This window comes from Streptomyces sp. NPDC048643, from assembly GCF_040650615.1.
Lineage (GTDB): Bacteria > Actinomycetota > Actinomycetes > Streptomycetales > Streptomycetaceae > Streptomyces.
This window is the reverse complement of sequence record NZ_JBEZHO010000007.1, coordinates 126790-143707: the sequence shown is the minus strand read 5'-3', so window position 1 is coordinate 143707 and position 16918 is coordinate 126790. Positions and strand designations below refer to the sequence as shown.

At 66.9% G+C, this 16918-nt stretch carries 10 protein-coding genes and 1 pseudogene; 3 read left to right on the top strand and 8 right to left on the bottom strand.

The annotated features are described in order from the left end of the window. Positions 1 to 100: 100 nt before the first annotated feature. The 5 genes from AB0C62_RS09770 to AB0C62_RS09750 all read right to left on the bottom strand — a co-directional run bounded on the left by AB0C62_RS09770 (position 101) and on the right by AB0C62_RS09750 (position 8797). Complete coding sequence (locus tag AB0C62_RS09770; RefSeq protein WP_362971302.1) at positions 101 to 2221, bottom strand: glycoside hydrolase family 2 TIM barrel-domain containing protein; 2121 nt, start codon at positions 2219 to 2221, stop codon at positions 101 to 103. 267 nt (positions 2222 to 2488) lie between these two features. Beyond that, positions 2489 to 4240, bottom strand: coding sequence for an RICIN domain-containing protein (locus tag AB0C62_RS09765; RefSeq protein ID WP_362971300.1), 1752 nt, complete (start codon positions 4238 to 4240; stop codon positions 2489 to 2491). A gap of 146 nt (positions 4241 to 4386) precedes the next feature. Further along, complete coding sequence (locus AB0C62_RS09760; protein WP_362971298.1) at positions 4387 to 7593, bottom strand: glycoside hydrolase family 3 C-terminal domain-containing protein; 3207 nt, start codon at positions 7591 to 7593, stop codon at positions 4387 to 4389. Between the two features lie 702 nt (positions 7594 to 8295). Then, on the bottom strand, positions 8296 to 8418 hold the full coding sequence (locus AB0C62_RS09755) for a hypothetical protein (RefSeq protein WP_362971296.1): 123 nt from the start codon (positions 8416 to 8418) through the stop codon (positions 8296 to 8298). A gap of 157 nt (positions 8419 to 8575) precedes the next feature. Then, positions 8576 to 8797 (bottom strand): hypothetical protein, encoded by a 222-nt coding sequence (locus AB0C62_RS09750; protein WP_362971294.1) that lies wholly within the window; start codon positions 8795 to 8797, stop codon positions 8576 to 8578. Positions 8798 to 9377: 580 nt separating this feature from the next. Here AB0C62_RS09750 and AB0C62_RS09745 point away from each other — a divergent pair. From AB0C62_RS09745 to AB0C62_RS09735, 3 genes are read left to right on the top strand one after another with little or no spacing between them, the layout of a single operon-like run. Then, on the top strand, positions 9378 to 10637 hold the full coding sequence (locus tag AB0C62_RS09745; protein WP_362971513.1) for an ABC transporter substrate-binding protein: 1260 nt from the start codon (positions 9378 to 9380) through the stop codon (positions 10635 to 10637). Next, positions 10634 to 11647, top strand: a complete 1014-nt coding sequence (locus AB0C62_RS09740; protein WP_362971292.1) for a sugar ABC transporter permease — start codon at positions 10634 to 10636, stop codon at positions 11645 to 11647. Before AB0C62_RS09745 ends, AB0C62_RS09740 begins: the two co-directional genes overlap by 4 nt. Then, positions 11644 to 12552, top strand: coding sequence for a carbohydrate ABC transporter permease (locus AB0C62_RS09735; RefSeq protein WP_362971290.1), 909 nt, complete (start codon positions 11644 to 11646; stop codon positions 12550 to 12552). The genes AB0C62_RS09740 and AB0C62_RS09735 overlap by 4 nt, the downstream gene beginning before the upstream one ends. A gap of 226 nt (positions 12553 to 12778) precedes the next feature. Here the strand turns inward: AB0C62_RS09735 and AB0C62_RS09730 are convergent, their stop codons facing one another. The 3 genes and pseudogenes from AB0C62_RS09730 to AB0C62_RS09720 all read right to left on the bottom strand — a co-directional run bounded on the left by AB0C62_RS09730 (position 12779) and on the right by AB0C62_RS09720 (position 16875). After that, positions 12779 to 13981 carry a helix-turn-helix domain-containing protein gene (locus AB0C62_RS09730; protein WP_362971288.1) on the bottom strand — a complete coding sequence of 401 codons (1203 nt, stop codon included), beginning with the start codon at positions 13979 to 13981 and terminating at the stop codon, positions 12779 to 12781. A gap of 258 nt (positions 13982 to 14239) precedes the next feature. After that, positions 14240 to 14461: pseudogene (locus tag AB0C62_RS09725) on the bottom strand (hypothetical protein); the annotation flags it as partial. A 452-nt stretch (positions 14462 to 14913) separates the two neighbouring features. Further along, positions 14914 to 16875: a protein kinase gene (locus tag AB0C62_RS09720; protein ID WP_362971286.1), complete on the bottom strand. Its 1962-nt coding sequence runs from the start codon at positions 16873 to 16875 to the stop codon at positions 14914 to 14916. Positions 16876 to 16918 lie beyond the last annotated feature (43 nt).

Below are 16918 nucleotides of genomic sequence, written 5' to 3'. Positions count from 1 at the left end.
GATGTTCTCGGGATGTTCTCGGGCGGGCCGGTGGCACCCGCGAGATCCTGCGGGCGGCTGTGCTGCGACTGCGCGGGTTGACCTCAGGGCCGAAGGCTCTTCAGGACGCGGTGAGGGTCCAGGTGACGGTGTCGGTGTGGGGGACGCCGGCGATGGAGGCAGAGACGGTAAGGGTGTTGGGACCCGGGCGGAGTGTCACGCCGTCCCAGTGGAAGATGCGGTCCGTACTGCTCCGCTTGCCGATGGAGGTGCCGTTGAGGGTGGCGGTGACCTCGGACGCGTTCGAGTAGACCTTCAGTTCGGTGGCGGCGTCGGTGCGCGCAGTCCAGCGTCTGCTGGTGATGTACAAGGTCGGCGCTGTGGACCAGTTGGCCTTGTACCAGTAGAAGGCGTCCTTGCGGATCGCCCGGTCGCGGGTGACCAAACCCTTGTCGTTGATGCCGGGCCGGCTGCCTTCGTTCCGCCCGTCGGAGGCGAAGTCGAACATGTTCCAGACGAACGAGCCCCAGACGAAGGGGCGGGCGGCGAGCTGCTTCCAGGACGCCTCGTGCAGCAGCGCCTGGTACTCCTCGGGGTGGAAAGAGCCGCCCGAGCTGGGTTGCGCCGGATTGAGCGCGTGCTGTGACGGATTGGCCCCGGCACCGAACTCCGAGACGGCGAAGGTGCGTTCGGGCTCGGTCCTGTGCAGATTGTCGGCCCAGCCACCAAGATCGTTGTACGAGCCGCCGTACCAGCCGAAGTACTTGTTGTACGCGGTGGTGTCCGCGTGACCTCCCACCTCGGCGTCGTCGCCGAGGTTGTTCGCGTACGTGCTGATGCGGTCGGGGTCCTCGCTCCTCACGATCGCCGCGAGTCCTTCGAGTAGTTCGTTGGTGGCGGCGTTGTCCGTGCGCTGTTCGTTGCCGATGCCCCAGAAGACGATCGACGGATGGTTGTAGTTCTGGCGGATCAGCTCACGCAACTGGTAAGTGGTGCTGTCGGTGAACGCGTTCGAGTCGGTGATGGCGTCCACCAGCGGAATCTCCGCCCACACCACGACGCCCGCGGCATCCGCGAGGCTGTAGTCCTTCTGGTCGTGCTGATAGTGCGCCATCCGTACCGCGGTGGCGCCGATCTCTTTGATGAGGGCGAAGTCCTGCGTGTGGTCGGCGTCGCTCTCCGCCCAGCCGCGGTCGGCACGGTCCTGGTGCAGGTTGACGCCGTGCAGGCTCAGGTGCTTGCCGTTGAGTGTGAATCCTGAGGTGCTGTCGAGGCCGAAGCTGCGCAGGCCGAGCGGCTCGGTGACCACGTCCGTGACCGTCCCGGCCGTCGCGTCGCGGATCTCGACATGCGCGCTGTACAGGTAGGGATCGGCCAGGCCGTTCCACCGGCGAGGGTTGGCGATGGTGAGCGTCTGGTCGACGTCCAGCCCGGAGTTTGGGCCGATCCGCTGCGACGTGCTGCTCCGGTCGGCCACGATCGTGCCGGCCGCGTCGGTGATGACGACGCGCACCACCGAGGAGCGACTGGTGCTGTTGTTGTTGAAGAGAGTCGCCTTGACGTCGACGGTCGCGGAGGTCGCGCTCACGCTGCGCTGGCGCAGGTAGACGCCGGGTCCCGCGTAGTCGAGCATCCGTACCGCGAGCTTGTCGACCGCGTGCAGGCTGACGTTGCGGTAGATGCCTCCCTGGAAGGTGTAGTCGGCACCCAGCGGCGCGATGTCGGCGTTGTGCGCGTTGCTCACCTTGACCGCGAGGACGCTCTCCCGGCCCGGCGTGAGCTGGGCGGTGGCTGCGAAGCGGAAGCGCGCGTAGCCGCCCTGATGCTGTCCGAGATGGGTGCCGTCGATCCAGACGTCGGCGACCTGGTTGGCGCCCGCGAACTGGAGGAAGAGCATTTTCCCCGCCAGGGCTGCCGGAACGGTGACGCGTCTGCGATACCACCCGACACCGCGGTAATAGTTCGCGCCGCCGTCCGCGCCGTCCTGGGCGTTCCAGGTGTGCGGGACGCTGAGCGCGTTCCACGCGCTGTCGTCGAACGCGGGGGCCTGGGCCCCGGCCACATCGCCCCGGTGGAAACGCCAGCCGGAGTTGAGGTCGAGCCGGGTGCGTGGAGCAGGCGGGCTGTACGTCTGTGCCGCGGCCGGCGTGGTGGCGGTGGCGGTGCCGCCGACCGCCAGTGTGGCGAGCGCACTGCCCGCGAAGGTACCGAGCACTCTGCGGCGGCTGGGGAGTTCGTTCATGACGTGCCTTCCCGATGATGGGGGATCGCGGGTCATGTATATGAACATCGAGCTTCAGTGTGAACCACTCGTGGGGAACCTAGGTCAGCGAGTTCACCGTGACAACCCCTGCGGCACCGGAGTTCTCGTCTCATGCACCGCACGAGAATGCAGTCCGCCCACCCGTCCACGTACGTGTTCGGGCAAGCCGAAGAGCCGCGTCTGCCGGAGTTTCGCCGACCGGCAGACGCGGCCATACGGGAGACGCCGACCGGCGCCTGTCAGGTGCTAGGTGTAGGACCAGGACCATTTCTGGTTGGCGCCGCCGTTGCAGGTCCACAGCTGTAGTCCGGTGCCGTTGGCGGTCTTGTTGCCCACCACGTCGAGGCACAGGCCGGACTTCTGGGCGACGATGGTGCCGTCGCTCTTCACGGTCCACTTCTGGGACGTTCCGCCATGGCAGTTCCACTGCGACACCTTGGTCCCGGGCGCGGTCCCGCCCTCGTAGATGTCGAGGCATTCCGTGGCGCCCATGGTGCGCAGCTCACCGGCGGAAGTCGGTGTGATCTGCTGGTTGAGCCCGCCGTTGCAGTCCCAGATCTGCTCCTTGGTGCCCGGCATGTACACGTTGCCGCCGTCGGTGTCGAGGCACTTGCCGGAGGCGGCGCTGACCAGCGCGCCGGTACCGCCGGTACCCGACGTGGGGACCGCCGAGATGAGGGCGACCCCGCCGGGGGCCACGCTGGTGGTGTAGGTACTCACCGTGCCGAGCGGCTTGTCGTCGTTGATCATGTCGGTGATCTTCGCCGAGCCGGCGAGTCCGAGCCGGGCCAACGGGACGCTGAAGGTGTGGCTGGAGCTGGTGTCGGTGTTGAACACACCGATGTACCAGGTGCCGTTCTTCTCACGCTTGGCGAAGACTTGCTGGTCACCGTCCTTGATCACTCGGGAGGCGGGGATGCCGTCCTGGTCGATCGCGATGAGCCTCTTGTTGCCCAGCAGCTTCTTGTCGGCCGGGTCGAGGTCCGTCAGGTCGGCGCCCAGCATGTACTGCGAACTTGCCAGGGCCCACAGCGCCATGTTCGTCTGCCGCTGTGGCGGGGTGATGCCGTCGTTGTCGCCGTTCCCGACACCGAACGAGTCCAGGTCGTTCCATCCGCCTCTGCCCGCGTAGGGCTGGTACTTGGCGGCGTCGTCGAATCGCTTGGAGACGTTCGTCCAGCTGGTGAGCGGGAAGCTGTAGCCTTTCGGGCTGGCGCCGATGTCACCGTCGATGCGCCAGGAGTAGGCCAGCTTCGACCAGGTGGGGCCGTTGTCCGCGGACAGGCTGGCGGACAGGTTCAGCGCGATCGGCCGGCCGGTCTTGTCCAACGCCCTGGACCAGGCCGTGACGTCGGCCGTCTTCGACGGGCCGACCCCGTCCAGCTTCAGGTAGTCCACCCCCCAGTCGGCGAACTGCTGCGCCCAGGAGTCGATGAACTCCTGCGCGCCGGGCTTGCTGAAGTCGATGTTGCGCATGCCCTTGCAGTTGAAGTTGCTCGCGCTGCTCGTCGTAGCGATCTGGTCCGCGGTGTAGGGCGTGCCCTCGATCTTCGTCTTCCTGGCCACGGCCTGCGCGGAGATGCCCGGCGTCACGTACAGTCCGAACTTCAGTCCCTTGCCGTGCACGTAGTCCGCGAGAACCTCCATGCCGTCCTTGGAGCCGCTGCCCGGGAACAGTGATCCGTCCGTCACCCACCGGCCGTTGGCGTCGACATCGGGCCCCTGGCTGCCCGGGCACTTGTACCAGAAGTCGTCCATGTTGGCGTAGTTGTAGCCGAGGTCCTTGAGGCCGGTCGAGACGAGGGCGTCGACCTGGTCCTTGAACTTGGCGGCTGTGGGGTCCCGTTGCAGGAACCCCCACCCGCTCCACCCCATCAGCGGGGCCTTGACGGCCAGTCCGTTGTCCGAAGCCTCGGCTCTCGGAGCCGTTGCCTGCGGCGCCGCCAGGCCCATGCTGATGACGGCCGTCAGGGCCAGCACCTTCCATCGAGATTTCAATGTTCCTCCCACCGCGCGGGTGTGCTTGTCGTCGTCGGATTGCTGGGGTCGCCTACTTGTGGGTCCGCTGCTGGTGCGTGCCGCCGCCGCGCGCGGTGCTTCAGCCGTGCACGGGGACGGTCCTTGTTGCTCCGGTGCCTCGGGGATCAGGGCAGCTTCCACTTCTGGGCACCGGTGGCGTTGCAGTCGAAGATCTGCAGCCGGGTACCTGGGGTGGTGGAGGCGGCGGGGACGTCAAGACAGCGGCCGGAGGCGGGGTTGCGCAGGGTGCCGTCGGGGCGTGCCTGCCAGACCTGGGCGCCCGTGCCGTTGCAGGCGTAGAGCTGGACCAGCGTCTTGTTGGCGGTGCCGGCCGCGGCGACGTCCAGGCATTTGCCCAGGACCTGGAGAGTGTCGCCGGACACGGTCCACTCCTGGGCGGCGCTGCCGTTGCAGGGGTAGAGGGTGATCGGGTTGCCGTCCGTGGTGTCGGCCGCCTTGTCGTCCAGACACAAGGACGACAAGAGGCCGGAGACGATCGGGCCCGTCCTGGCCGTCGGCGTGGTGGTCCACACGAACGTCGCCTTCCCGGCCGCGCCGGTACCGTCGGTGGCCGTCACCGTGACGGTGCTTGTCCCGGCGGAAGCGGCGCTGCCGGAGATCTTGCCGGTCGTGGAACTGATGGTGAGGCCCGACGGGAGGCCTGTCGCGCTCCAGCGCAGAGTCTGGCCCGACGCGGAGTCGATGGCTCGCAGAGTCAGACTCGCGCCGGTACCGACGGCACTGCTCATACCGACCGGGTTGTCGACCTCGACCGAGTTGCCGGTAGCCGTGGAGTCCACCTTCACGCTGCCGTTCAGCTGGGGGCTGTCCGACGTGTTCCCGACGGCGATGCCGTACGTGCCGGTGGTGGCGGTCCACTTGACGGCGGAGGTGTTCCAGGTGGACAGGGCCCGCATCGGCACGGAGAAGGTGATCTCCTTGCTCGCGCCGGGCTGGAGGTCGACACGCTGGAAGCCCCTGAGCTGCTTGCCCGGCTCTCCGGTCGCGGCGGGGGCTGTGACGTAGAGCTGCGGGACGTCGGCGCCGGCGCGGCTGCCGGTGTTCTTCACGGTGGCGGTCACCGTGGAGTTGCCATGTGTGTCCGGGCCGGTGACGTGCAGGTCGCTGTACGCGAACGACGTGTACGAGAGGCCGTATCCGAACGGGAAGAGAGGCGCGATGCCCTTGGACTGGTACCAGCGGTAGCCCATGGCGAGGCCCTCGGAGTACTGGACTGTGCCGCCCTGGCCCGGCCACTGCGCGGCGGTCCGCGCGGGGACGTCTGTCAGCGATTTGGGGAACGTCACCGGGAGCTTGCCCGACGGATTGACATCACCGAACAGCAGCGAGGCGATGGCGGTGCCTTCGCTCTGGCCCGCGTACCAGCTCTCCAGTACGCCGTCGACGCCGTCGAGCCAGGGCATCGTGACGGCGGATCCGGTGTTGAGGACGACGACGGTGTGCGGATTGGCAGCGGCCACCTGGGCGATCAGCTGGTTCTGATCGCCGGGCAGTTCGATGTCCTTGAGGTCGGAACCCTCCGACGTGTCGGCCTTGGCGAAGACGACGGCGACGGAGGACCTCCTGGCCAGGTCCACGGCAGAACGGATCGCACTGGTCGTGTAGTCGGCGGGTGTCCAGGAGAAGGTGAGGCCGCTGCCTCCGCTCTTGTTGTAGTAGTCGATCTCGACCGGGACCGACTGGCCCGCGGTGAGCTTGACGCTCGCCGCCGCGGTGGTCGCCTGCTGGTCGCCCCACTGGTCGACGATCTTCTTGCCCTCGACGATGACGCGGCTGCCGTCGTCGCTGTTGGTGGCGAAGGTGTACACGCCGGTCGCGGGGGCTTTCAGGGTGCCGGTCCACTTCGCCGACCAGTTGGTGGAGTTCACCCCGGAGCCCGGGGAACCGCCGTCCCAGTCCTCGTCGAGCGTCGAGATGTTCTTGGTGAGCACAGGGTCACCGGACAGCGTGGTGTTGTTGTAGAACCTGCCGGTCAACCCGCTGCCGCCGCCTGAGGACGGGGTCACCACGCTGGCCGGCACCGTAGCGAGGGCCGAGGCGGATGCCGATCCCTGCACATACTGGACATTCACATCGGACCCGGCTCGGGAGGCAATGCCCTGCTGCGGGCTGACCACGGAGTCCGCGTGGACCGAGGCGCTGCCACCACCAGAGTTCTGCCAGCTCCCCAGGACGGCGACAGAGGAACCCTTGGCGGGGGTGAGCGGCAGGATCTTGTCGGAGTTCTTCAGCAGGACGGATCCCTGTTCGGCGACCTGGAGCCCGGTGGCGACATGGTCCGCCGTGCTCACCTGGGTCGCCTTCGATCCGGTCGGTGCCTTGTCGAACAGCCCGAAGGTGAACATCTCCGTGAGGATGCGGCTCGCCATCGTGTTCAGCGTGGCCTGCTTGACGGTGCCGTCTGCCAGCGCGTTCCTGAGCGGGGTGCCGTAGTAGTTCCGGCTTCCCATCTCCATGTCCATACCGGCGTTGGCGGAGTCCGCCCCCGCGTGGGTGCCTCCCCAGTCGGAGGTGACGTACCCCTTGAAGTCGAACTGGTCCCGCAGAACGTTGGTGAGCAGTTCCTTGTTCTGGCAGGCGTAGGTCCCGTTGACCGTGCTGTACGAGCACATCACCGACGAGGGAGCGCCGTCCTTGACGGCGGTCTCGAAGGCGGGGAGGTACTGCTCCTGCAACGTCCGCTCATCGACGATCGCGTTGTCGTCGGACGAGTTGCGGTAGGTCTCCTGGTTGTAGACCGCCATGTGTTTGAGCTGCGCCATGACGCCCTGGCTCTGAACTCCGCGAATGTGCGAGGTACCCATGGCGCCGGCCAGATAGGGGTCTTCACCCAGCGTCTCGAAGGCCCTCCCGAATCGGGGGTCACGCACCAGGTTGACCGTCGGACCCAGATCGACCTCCGAGCCCTTGCCCGCCTGCTCCTTGCCGACCACTGCTCCGTACTTCTGCATCGCCGCGATGTCCCAGGTGGCCGCCGCGCTGACCGCCGAAGGGAGCTGGGTCACCCCGGTCAGATGCTGGCCGACGCCGGAAGGGCCGTCGGATAAGTCGAGTTCGGGCACGCACAGGGACGGAATGGCCGGGACGACTCCCGCGTAGGCGTCGCCGTTCCCTGCCACCATCGACAGCTTCTGATCCTGGGACATCGCCCCGAGCAGCTGCGAGACCCGGTCGGGCACCGTTGCGGTCGACCCGACCCACGGGCACAGGGTGCTCGCCCGGGCCGGGGCGGCAGCGCCCACCTGTCCGGCGATGCCCGCCGCGACGAGAGCACCGCCCATCGCGGCGCTGAGCCAACGTTTCCGTGACATGAGACCTCTCCGTTCAGTCACTGCTGAGGAGGCCGCCCGCGGCTTGGGACGACCGGAGACGTGCATGGGTCCTCGTGGTCGAGGCGTGGTGATGGCGACGGGCTGCCGGGGCGGCGCCTTCCCGAGCGGCCCGGGGAAAGCGTCGTAACGGCCGGCGAGCCGGATCCACCGGCAGCCTCCCCGTCCCGAGGTGCGCGGTTGGCCGAGGGGTGAGAGCGGGCGGCTGCGGTGTGTGGGACCGGCAAGGATTGCCGTGTCCCAGCGTGCCCACGGCGCTGGTTCGTTGGGGGAGACTCGGTGCACCCACCGAGGGCATGGCGGACAGTGTTATGTCGTGTTCGATTGAGTGTCAACGCTTCACACAAGAATGAACAGAAAACCAAATAGCGTGGCCGCTCTCGACGCTGTTCAACCGGTACGGATACGAGGGACTTTCGGACCCGCGGCATACCGTGCGCGCCCGCACCACCTCACAGCGAGGACTCCCTCTTCAACGTCACCACCAGCGGCGTCACTTGATCGCGAGCCTCACTCCCCGTCAGCGGCTCCATGGCGCCTGTCTTTCATCACCATCCGGAGAGCGCGCCTCCAAAGTCCGTTGTCGGTGTGGACATAGACGCATGAGCAAGCCGAGCGTAGAACTACGCTTGCGGAATCCCCCGTTCAACGTGGTGCTTTCTGTTGGAACTGCACGTGAGCCGGTCACCCGCTGAAGAGCTGCGCGCCCGTAGCGTTGGCATACGTGTTGTCGGGCATGTCGACGCACGGTCCGAATTCCTGGCTCATGAGCACACCGTCGACGTCGGCGGAGCCACAGGTCGTCATCCCCGCGGTGTACGGGCAAAGGGCCGAGGCGAACCCGCCGTTACGCGGCATGGGTACGGACGAGACGTCAGAGGCCGTAACCCCCTTGGTCTCCCGGACGAGCGGCCCGGGGCCTCCCGGACGGCCTCCAGGAGCCACTGCCCGCCGCCAAGGAAGTTCAGCGGCGACTGAAGGTCTTGGCGCCGACGGCTGAGATACCGCCGACGAACCGTCGGCCACCCGCTCGGCGGACCAAGGACGCCTCCTGTCCGGGGTCGCCGCCAAGGAACTTCGTCTCGCCCCAGGCCGTCGGGAGCTGATCAAGGATGCGCAGCGCGCCCGGCCGCGACTGGTAGCTCTCGGGACTCTCCGCGTAGTCCTGCCGGCCCGACTCGAACACCAGAGCGGTCGCCGGCGAGAGTTGGCCCCGAAGTCACCCAGGGAGGGCTGGGAGCGGCGGCCTCGGGAGAGGCGGCTCCCGAGGACCGGGCGGCCACGGAAAGGACCATCCCCTAGAGGACCAAGAGCACGGTCCTTCTTCTTCTGGACATCTCAACCCTTCGCCGAGGGAAACGGTGCCGCACAGTGTGCAGTTGTGTGCGTTTCCTCGTCAACGCTCCGCGCATAGATGATCAGGACTGCACGCGGGCCCCGTTGATCGGGAGCGATTGATCACGCCCACAAGCAGCGAGGAGTTAGAATTCCAAGCTTGTTTGTCACCGTGGACATAGACGGGAATGCAGGGCGGGCGTAGAACTGGCCTGCGGTCACTCTCGTTGCAACTTGGTGACTTCTGTTGGAATCGCGCTGGAGCGGCACCAACGGAACCGCTTCGGTCGCCGACGCGACCACCCTCGACCCCAGCTCCGCACATCACGCCAGGAGGCACAATGTCGCTCGACAACTCGAGCCAGGCCCGCACCCGTTCGTCGTACTCACGCAGGGGATTGCTCAAGGGCGCGGGAGCGGCCGGCCTTACGGTGACCGCAGGCGGACTGATCGCGTCCTGCAGCGACGACGGAAACTCCGCGGCATCGAACAAGCCGTCGGGGCCCGTAGCAGGCAGCACGGTCACCTTCGGGTCGAACTACTCGGATCCGGCGACCCGTTCGGCTTTCAAGGCACTGACGTCCGCAGGAACGGCGAAGACGAAAGCCAAGGTGAAGATCAACACGGTCGACCACAACACCTTCCAGCAGAACATCACCAGCTATCTGCAAGGCACTCCGGACGACCTGTTCACCTGGTTCGCCGGCTACCGCATGCAGTACTTCGCTGCCCAAGGGCTGGCAGAGCCGCTCGACGACGTCTGGGAGAAGATCGGCGGCAACTTCGGTCCCGTCGCCAAGAAGCTGTCAACCGGCCTGGACGGCCACCAGTACCTCGTGCCCCTCTACAACTATCCCTGGGTCGTCTTCTACCGAAAGAGCCTGTTCAAGGAGAAGGGTTACACCGTACCCACCGACTGGGACGCCTATGTCGCCCTGTGTAAGAAGATGAAGAGCGACGGGCTCATCCCCATCGCCTTCGGTGACAAGGACGGATGGCCCGCTCTCGGCACGTTCGACATCCTCAACATGCGGATCAACGGCTACGACTACCACGTCAAATTGATGAAGCACGAGATTCCGTGGACCGACCAAGGTGTCCACACCGTCTTCCAGCACTGGGCCGAGATCATGCCGTACGTCCAGAGCGGTGCCAACGGCCGCGTCTGGCAGGACGCCGCCAAGACGCTGGAGTCCAAGAAGGCCGGAATGATGTTCCAGGGCACCAACCAGGTCGCGGCGCAGTTCGTCAGCGACAAGGCGGATCTCGACGACCTCGACTTCTTCCCCTTCCCCGCGATCAATCCCAAGTGGGGCCAGGACTACATGGACGCGCCCACCGATGGCTTCATGCTGTCCAAGAAGGCAAAGAACCCCACCGCCGCGAAAGCCTTGCTGGAGTACATCGGCACCGCGGCAGCCGAGGCCGAGTACCTCAAGTCCGACCAGTGGGATGTCGGGCTGGCCAAGGGACTGCAGGTGCCGACCTACAACGCGATCCAGAAGAAGTCGGTCGTCGAGATCGGCAAGTGCAAGGCCGTCGCCCAGTTCATGGACCGCGACGCCGATCCGGCCATGGCCACCGCGATGATCTCCCTGATCCAGAAGTTCGTCGGCGACCCCTCCACCGGCGGCATCGCGGCCCTCCAGAAGAGCGCCGAGTCCCAGGCGAAGGCGATCTACACCGGATGAGCGCCCTCGCCCAGGCCCGTCGCACGCCCGCGCCACCCGAGCCTCCACCGCACCATCGGACCGCCCGCAGAAGCCGGCGCCTGCGGCACATGAACACACGGGACCGCCTGGTCGCCGTCCTGCTGCTCGGCGTCCCCCTGCTGCTGGCCCTGACCTTCGTTTGGATCCCCGCGCTCACCACCGTCTTGTTGTCGTTCACGCGGTGGAACGGAGTCGGCGACCTCCACACCAAGGCCTGTGACCCGGCGCTGCCCCCGATCCTCAACAACGGCTGCGTGAACGGCGTTCAGAACTATCACCAGGCCGCCACCAACTACCCGGAGTTCTGGCCCGCTGTCCAGCACAACCTGATCTGGCTCGCCGTCTTCGTCGTCATCGCCACACCGCTCGGCATGCTCTTCGCGGTCGTCATCGACCGGGGCGTCCGCGGCAGCCGCATGTACCAGAGCATCCTGTTCCTGCCGGTCATGCTGTCACTGGCCCTCATCGGCATCATCTGGGAGTTCATGTACTCGCAGAACTTCGGTGTGATCAACACGGTCATCGGGCGGGACGGCGACAACAACGCCATCGACTGGCTCGGCGACCCGCACCTGAACCTGTGGGCGGTCCTCGTGGAAGCGACCTGGCGTCAGGCGGGATACGTGATGGTCCTCTACCTCGCCGGGCTGAAGGCGGTCGACCCGACCCTGCGGGAGGCGGCGCTCATGGACGGTGCCAACGCCTGGCAGACGTTCTGGCGCGTCGTCTTTCCGGTCATGAGGCCGATCAATGTCGTCATCATGGTCATCACTGTCATCGAGTCGTTGCGCGCCTTCGACCTTGTCTACATCACCAACAAGGGCATCAACGGCCTGGAGCTGCTGTCGGTCCTGGTCACCGCCAACATCGTGGGAGAGACCCAACGGGTCGGCTTCGGCTCCGCACTCGGTGTCGTCCTGCTGCTCATCTCCCTGGTCCCGATCTGCCTCTTCCTCCGTCAGACCTTTCGCCGAGAGGACACCCCGTGAGCACGACGACGCGAACGGCAGTCCCGTCCCCGCCGACGCGCCACGGCCGAAGGCGCCCACGCAGCCAGGCCCTCTCCCAGGTTTTCCTGGTCAGCGCATCCGTGCTGTGGCTGTTGCCTCTCCTGTTCGCCCTCTACGTGGCCCTGCGACCGTATGCCGAAACCCGACGACTCGGATACATGTCTCTGCCGCACTCCCTGACGCTGGCCAACTTCGGCGACGCGTGGTCGCAGGCGAGCATGGAGCGCTTCTTCTGGAACTCCATCCTGATCACCGTGCCGGCGGTCGTCATCGTGCTCGGCCTCGCCTGCGGAGCGGCCTTCGTCCTCACACGTGTGAACATCAAGGTCAACGTAGCCCTGCTCATCCTGTTCACCGCCGGCAACCTGCTGCCCCAGCAGGTCATCATCACGCCGTTGTTCCGGATGTACCTGAAGATCCCGCTTCCCTCGTTCCTCGGCGACAGCGGTCTGATGTACAACTCGGCCTTCGGACTCATCACCATCAATGTCGCGTTCCAACTGGGATTCTGCATCTTCGTGCTGAGCAACTACATGAAGTCCATACCGGGAGAGATGTACGAAGCCGCCCTCGTGGATGGAGCGGGCCTGTGGACACGCTTCTGGCGACTCACGATCCCTTTGTGCCGACCCGCCCTCGCGGCACTGGCGACTCTGCTGACCACCTGGATCTACAACGACTTCTTCTGGGCGATCACGCTGATGTCGTCCGGTGAGAAGCGTCCGATGACCTCTGCCCTGGCCAATCTTCAGGGGCAGTTCGTCAGTAACCAGAACCTCATCGCTGCCGGCGCGATGCTCGCCGCGATCCCGACCCTGGTGGTCTACGTCCTGCTCCAGAAGCAGTTCATCTCCGGTCTCTCCCTGGGATCGAGCAAGGGATGAGACAGGAGAGCGTCCAGCGAGGCCGCGCCGACATCGCTCACCTCCACGTCAAGGAGAGCCCCACACGAGATATGAGCAAAAGCGTTTACGACAACGCCTCGAGGCTTCCGTTGCCCCCCTCGCACTGGCACTGGCCGGTGGCGGCCTGAGCTGCGCTGCCGTGTGACGGTGAGAGGTGCGGCCGGGACCCGAGGCTCCGCAGGACAGGTTGTGGCGACGCTCGTCCTCAAGATCGTCGCCGATTCAGCAGCCACCACGTGGTCACCAGGTCCTCGGTGCGACGCAGATCCAGTTGGGTGAGCTGCTGAAATCGGTTCACCCGATACCTGACGGTGTTCGGGTGCACGGCGAGTCGACGGGCCACCTCGCCCACGTCCTGGTCACATTCGAGGTAGATCCTTGCCGTCACTTCGATCTCCCCGTTCGATCGTCCGGCGCGCTCCAGCGCCGTCAGATGACGGGCGGAGAGCCTCTCGGCGGTGTGTGCATCGCCGAGTACAAGCGGCCTCGGCCCCAGGTCAGCAAGGTGGACCACCCCCGACATGGCGAACTGCCGCGCGGTCTCCAGCGTCAGCACTGCCTCGTCGAACCCTTTGGCCAGCTGATCGAGCGGAAGCGACGGGCCGGCCGCGACAAGGTGGCGGCCGACCGATTCCGGCACCCGCTGCACGATGAATCCGAGAGCAGGCCCGATGCGTGCGAGCAGTAGCCGGTCCACCGAGACTTGGACTGCCGAGGCGACAGTGCGGCGGATCGTCTCGGCGTCGTCGGGCGTTTCGGCTCGCGCCGCCAACGCCACGTAGGACGACTGGGGGGCAAGTCCGAAGGCCTGGGCATCGCAGTTGATCTGCTCCGCGGGAAAAGAGCCGCTGAGCACGCCGGCCGCGAAAGTCGCGCGCCGTTCCGCGTCGAAGTGTGCCCGTTCCAGGGCAAGTTCGTGCTGGATCCGGGCAAAGATGCCGGATGCCTCATTGGCGAACTCCCACGTACTGTCGTGCGCCGCGAGCAAGAACGCAGAGGGCATCGCCACTTCGGCTGCGACCTCGTCCAGAAGGGAGAGCATCGCTCTCGATCCCAGCTTGTAGCCGAGGGCGAGATCATCGAGCGGAATTCCCCGAGCCGCACGCTCGTGGGCATGGTCCCAAAGCACCTCGCGCAACGCGTCGTCAGGCACCCGCTGAGAATTCAGCTCCGAGATCAAGACGTCCAAGAAGCGCTGGGCGGACGCCTTGACGTCGTCGTCCGGCAGCACCTCATAGCTCGGCAGATGACGGCGGGCCAGCACCAAGAAGCGGTCTGCGAAGACGTCGCGCAAGAGACACAGACGTGCGACGGCGGCATCCACCGCGGTGCGCGTCTGCTCTTCCAGGGTGGCAAGGTCGGGCATACGCCGAAGGACCGGCCATGCGGTCGGGGGTTCGGGCTCCATGATCGCAGCCTATGTACGGGTCATTGTCCTGGGGAACGAGGTTGCACAGACAAATTCCTTACGTTTGTCCTTCTCTCGCCCCGGATGGGGCGATCCCGCTGACGCCGATACTCACAACGACTTTGTTCTGGTCGCCAGATCACACTCCTGCCATGGACGCGAGAAGCTCCCGCATCCGACGGTGCCCGTTCAGCCGAGGGAGAAGGTCGGCGAGGACGCTGTCGACGTGGGCCCTTCGTGGCGGGTCGTCCTGTGGGCGGGTATGTGCTCGCGGCCCTTGGCGGGCTCCAGGCCGACGACCCGGGCCTTGGAGTCGAGCACGACGCGGTCACCGGTGATCAGGGTGAGGCGGTGCTTGGACGTGAGTTGAGCCTTCGGAGCACTCGCCTGCTCGGCTTTCGCCGACGCCGGGCTGGTCATGCCCGCCGCCAGGGCCACGGCGGCCGCCGTGCCGATCGTGACCGCGCATGCCTTTTTCACTTGTCTGCGCAAAACTCCCCCTCGTGGAAGTACCGGGAGACATTCCCCTCATCACCCGGCCGGAGGAGCTTTCGCACGCACGTACGCACACCCCCCGAGCGCGCAGTATGCCGGTGAGGTGATCACACAAGTGCGTGACAACGACTCCTTGTTACACGTTCGTCGCGTGGGCAGGCCCCGGCCGGCATTGTTTTCAGAGGATGCGCAGGACGCCGACGACTTTGCCGAGGATCTGGACGTCGTCGGCGGGGATCGGCGCGTAGGCCCGGTTGGGGGCATCGGCACCGGGCTGAAGGTGGGATCGCTGATCTCATGGAATGGCGCCTGCTCTCGGCAGGGATCGTCCGCCCGCGCCCGCACGTCTCGGGGCGGGTCGAGCTGGAGACCGCGGGGTGAGCTGATCCCTCAAGGGGGCTGCTCCCCGGGCACGCCGGGCGGAGAGCGGTCCGCGTTCACCGTCCGGGCGCCGGCTCCGAGGCACCGGACGTCGGCAGGGCGTGGAGTGCGCCGTGGGAAGCGGTGGCGTAGATCGTGCGGCCGACGAGCGCGTACGTGGCCGCGAGGATCTGGCCGCCGAGATCGAGGCTCTGCAAGGAGGAGCCGTCCCGCGCGTCCAGGAGATGCAGGCGACCGTTCCAGCCACCCGCGTAGATCGCCGAACCGTCGGTGCACAGCGTGAAGAACTCCTCGCCTTCGACATGCTCCACGCACCAGAGGACCTCGCCGGTGGCGACGCTGCGGCAGTGCACGACACCCGCGGTGTCTGCGATGAACAGCCTGTCGCCGATGCTGAGCGGCGCAGCCACGACCGGTGCGCCGAGTTCCACCTCCCACAGAGTGGATCCGTCGGCCGCCCCCAAGGACCGGAGGCCGCCGTCCGCGTCGGCGACGACGAGCGCCTGCTCCAGGGCCAAGGGTGAGGCGAGCAGGGCGGCGGGAAGCCGTACGGCCTGCTTCCAGCGGATGCCGCCGTTCTCGTCGTCGACCGCGAGGAGTTCGCGTCCTTCCCCGGCCGAGAGGTAGACCTGGCGGGCGTCGGCCGCGACCGGTTCGGCCGGGCCGCCTCCCTCGTCGGTGAGCGGTTCGGTCCGCCACCAGACGCGCCGCGTGACGGCGTCGAAGTGGTGGAGGCAGCCGGTGCTGTCCCCGAGGAACACGCTCTGACCGCGCAGGAGTACGCGCGCGTCGGTGAGGCTTCCCGCGGGGACGGACCACCAGCGGGTACGGGAGCGGGTGTCCCACGACTCCACCCGGCCGCCGGAGTCGCTGATCAGCAACAGGGCTCCTTCCGCGTGGAGTCGGACGGGCGCGGTGAAGTCACGCAGGTGGTCCTCCTGCCTCCCTGTCGCCCCGTCCAGCCAGCGCACGCCACTGTGGTCCGCGACGACCACGCCGCCCTGTTCCGTGGCCACCGCCGTGTGCGGCCACTCCCCCACGTCGGTGCGCCAGCTGCGTCGGCCGGGCCGGAACGGGACCGTCAGGTCCGCCGCGTTGCCGACGCCCGCGAGGAAACGGCCCAGTTCGGACCGGTAGCCGGCGAGGGTGCGGCCGATGCCGTCCGGGAGCCGCAGCGTACCGGGCAGGCCGAGGCATCGGGCGACCTCGTCGAGAGCGGGCCGGTCGGCCGGGTCCTCCGCGAGACAGGACCGGATCATCCCGCCGATCGTGTCGTCGGGCAGGCCTGTCAGGTCGGGTGCCGTGCCGGACACACGGCGCATGAGCATCGCGCGCGCGTTGCTCTCGCCGGTGTAGGGCGGGTGCCCGGTGAGTGCGTACAGGACGATCCCGCCGATGCCGAAGACGTCGGTCGCGGCGGTCGTCTTCGCGAGTCCGAGGATCTGCTCGGGTGCGCAGAAGTGGGGATGGCCGATCACGGTGTCGAGGGAGACGGTGACCCGCTGGCCGCGGATGCGCGTCAGCCCGAAGTCGATGATCCAGGGACCGTCGGACGTGAGCAGGACGTTGCCCGGATGCAGGTCGCGGTGCAACAGGCCTTTGCCGTGTGCCGTGTTGAGTGTGTCGACGAGTTCGGCGGCGATGGCGTGCACGGTGTGGCGGGGCAGTGCTCCGCCATGCGACTCGATGATCTGGTGCAAGGACAGCCCGGGGATGAAGCGCGTGGCCAGGGTGGGGCGGCGTCCGCTCCCGAAGTCGAACGAGAGCAGTTCGGGGATGCGTGCGCCCTTGCACCGGTCGAGGGCCTTGCTCTCCTGGTGGAAGCGCTGCAGGTGCTGGGTGTCGTCGGCGAACTCGGCCTTGAGGAGTTTGACGGCGCCCAGCGTGTCCAGTCCGCGGTTCTCCCCGACGGGCCGGCCGAGGTAGACGGTACCGAACCCGCCCGTGCCCAGCCTGCCCAGGAGGCGGAATCCACCGGCTTCCGCGGGGTCCACGGCCGGGTCCAACGGCTGCACCATGGAGGGTCCTTTCTGAAGGGGGCCGGGGTGTCGTCGCGGCCAC

Excerpts from the sequence above, each read along its gene's own strand:
- AB0C62_RS09770 (WP_362971302.1), bottom strand. The coding sequence starts at position 2,221 with ATGAACGAACTCCCCAGCCGCCGCAGAGTGCTCGGTACCTTCGCGGGC.
- AB0C62_RS09760 (WP_362971298.1), bottom strand. The coding sequence starts at position 7,593 with ATGTCACGGAAACGTTGGCTCAGCGCCGCGATGGGCGGTGCTCTCGTC.
- AB0C62_RS09755 (WP_362971296.1), bottom strand. The coding sequence starts at position 8,418 with ATGACGACCTGTGGCTCCGCCGACGTCGACGGTGTGCTCATGAGCCAG.
- AB0C62_RS09740 (WP_362971292.1), top strand. The coding sequence starts at position 10,634 with ATGAGCGCCCTCGCCCAGGCCCGTCGCACGCCCGCGCCACCCGAGCCT.
- AB0C62_RS09730 (WP_362971288.1), bottom strand. The coding sequence starts at position 13,981 with ATGGAGCCCGAACCCCCGACCGCATGGCCGGTCCTTCGGCGTATGCCC.
- AB0C62_RS09720 (WP_362971286.1), bottom strand. The coding sequence starts at position 16,875 with ATGGTGCAGCCGTTGGACCCGGCCGTGGACCCCGCGGAAGCCGGTGGA.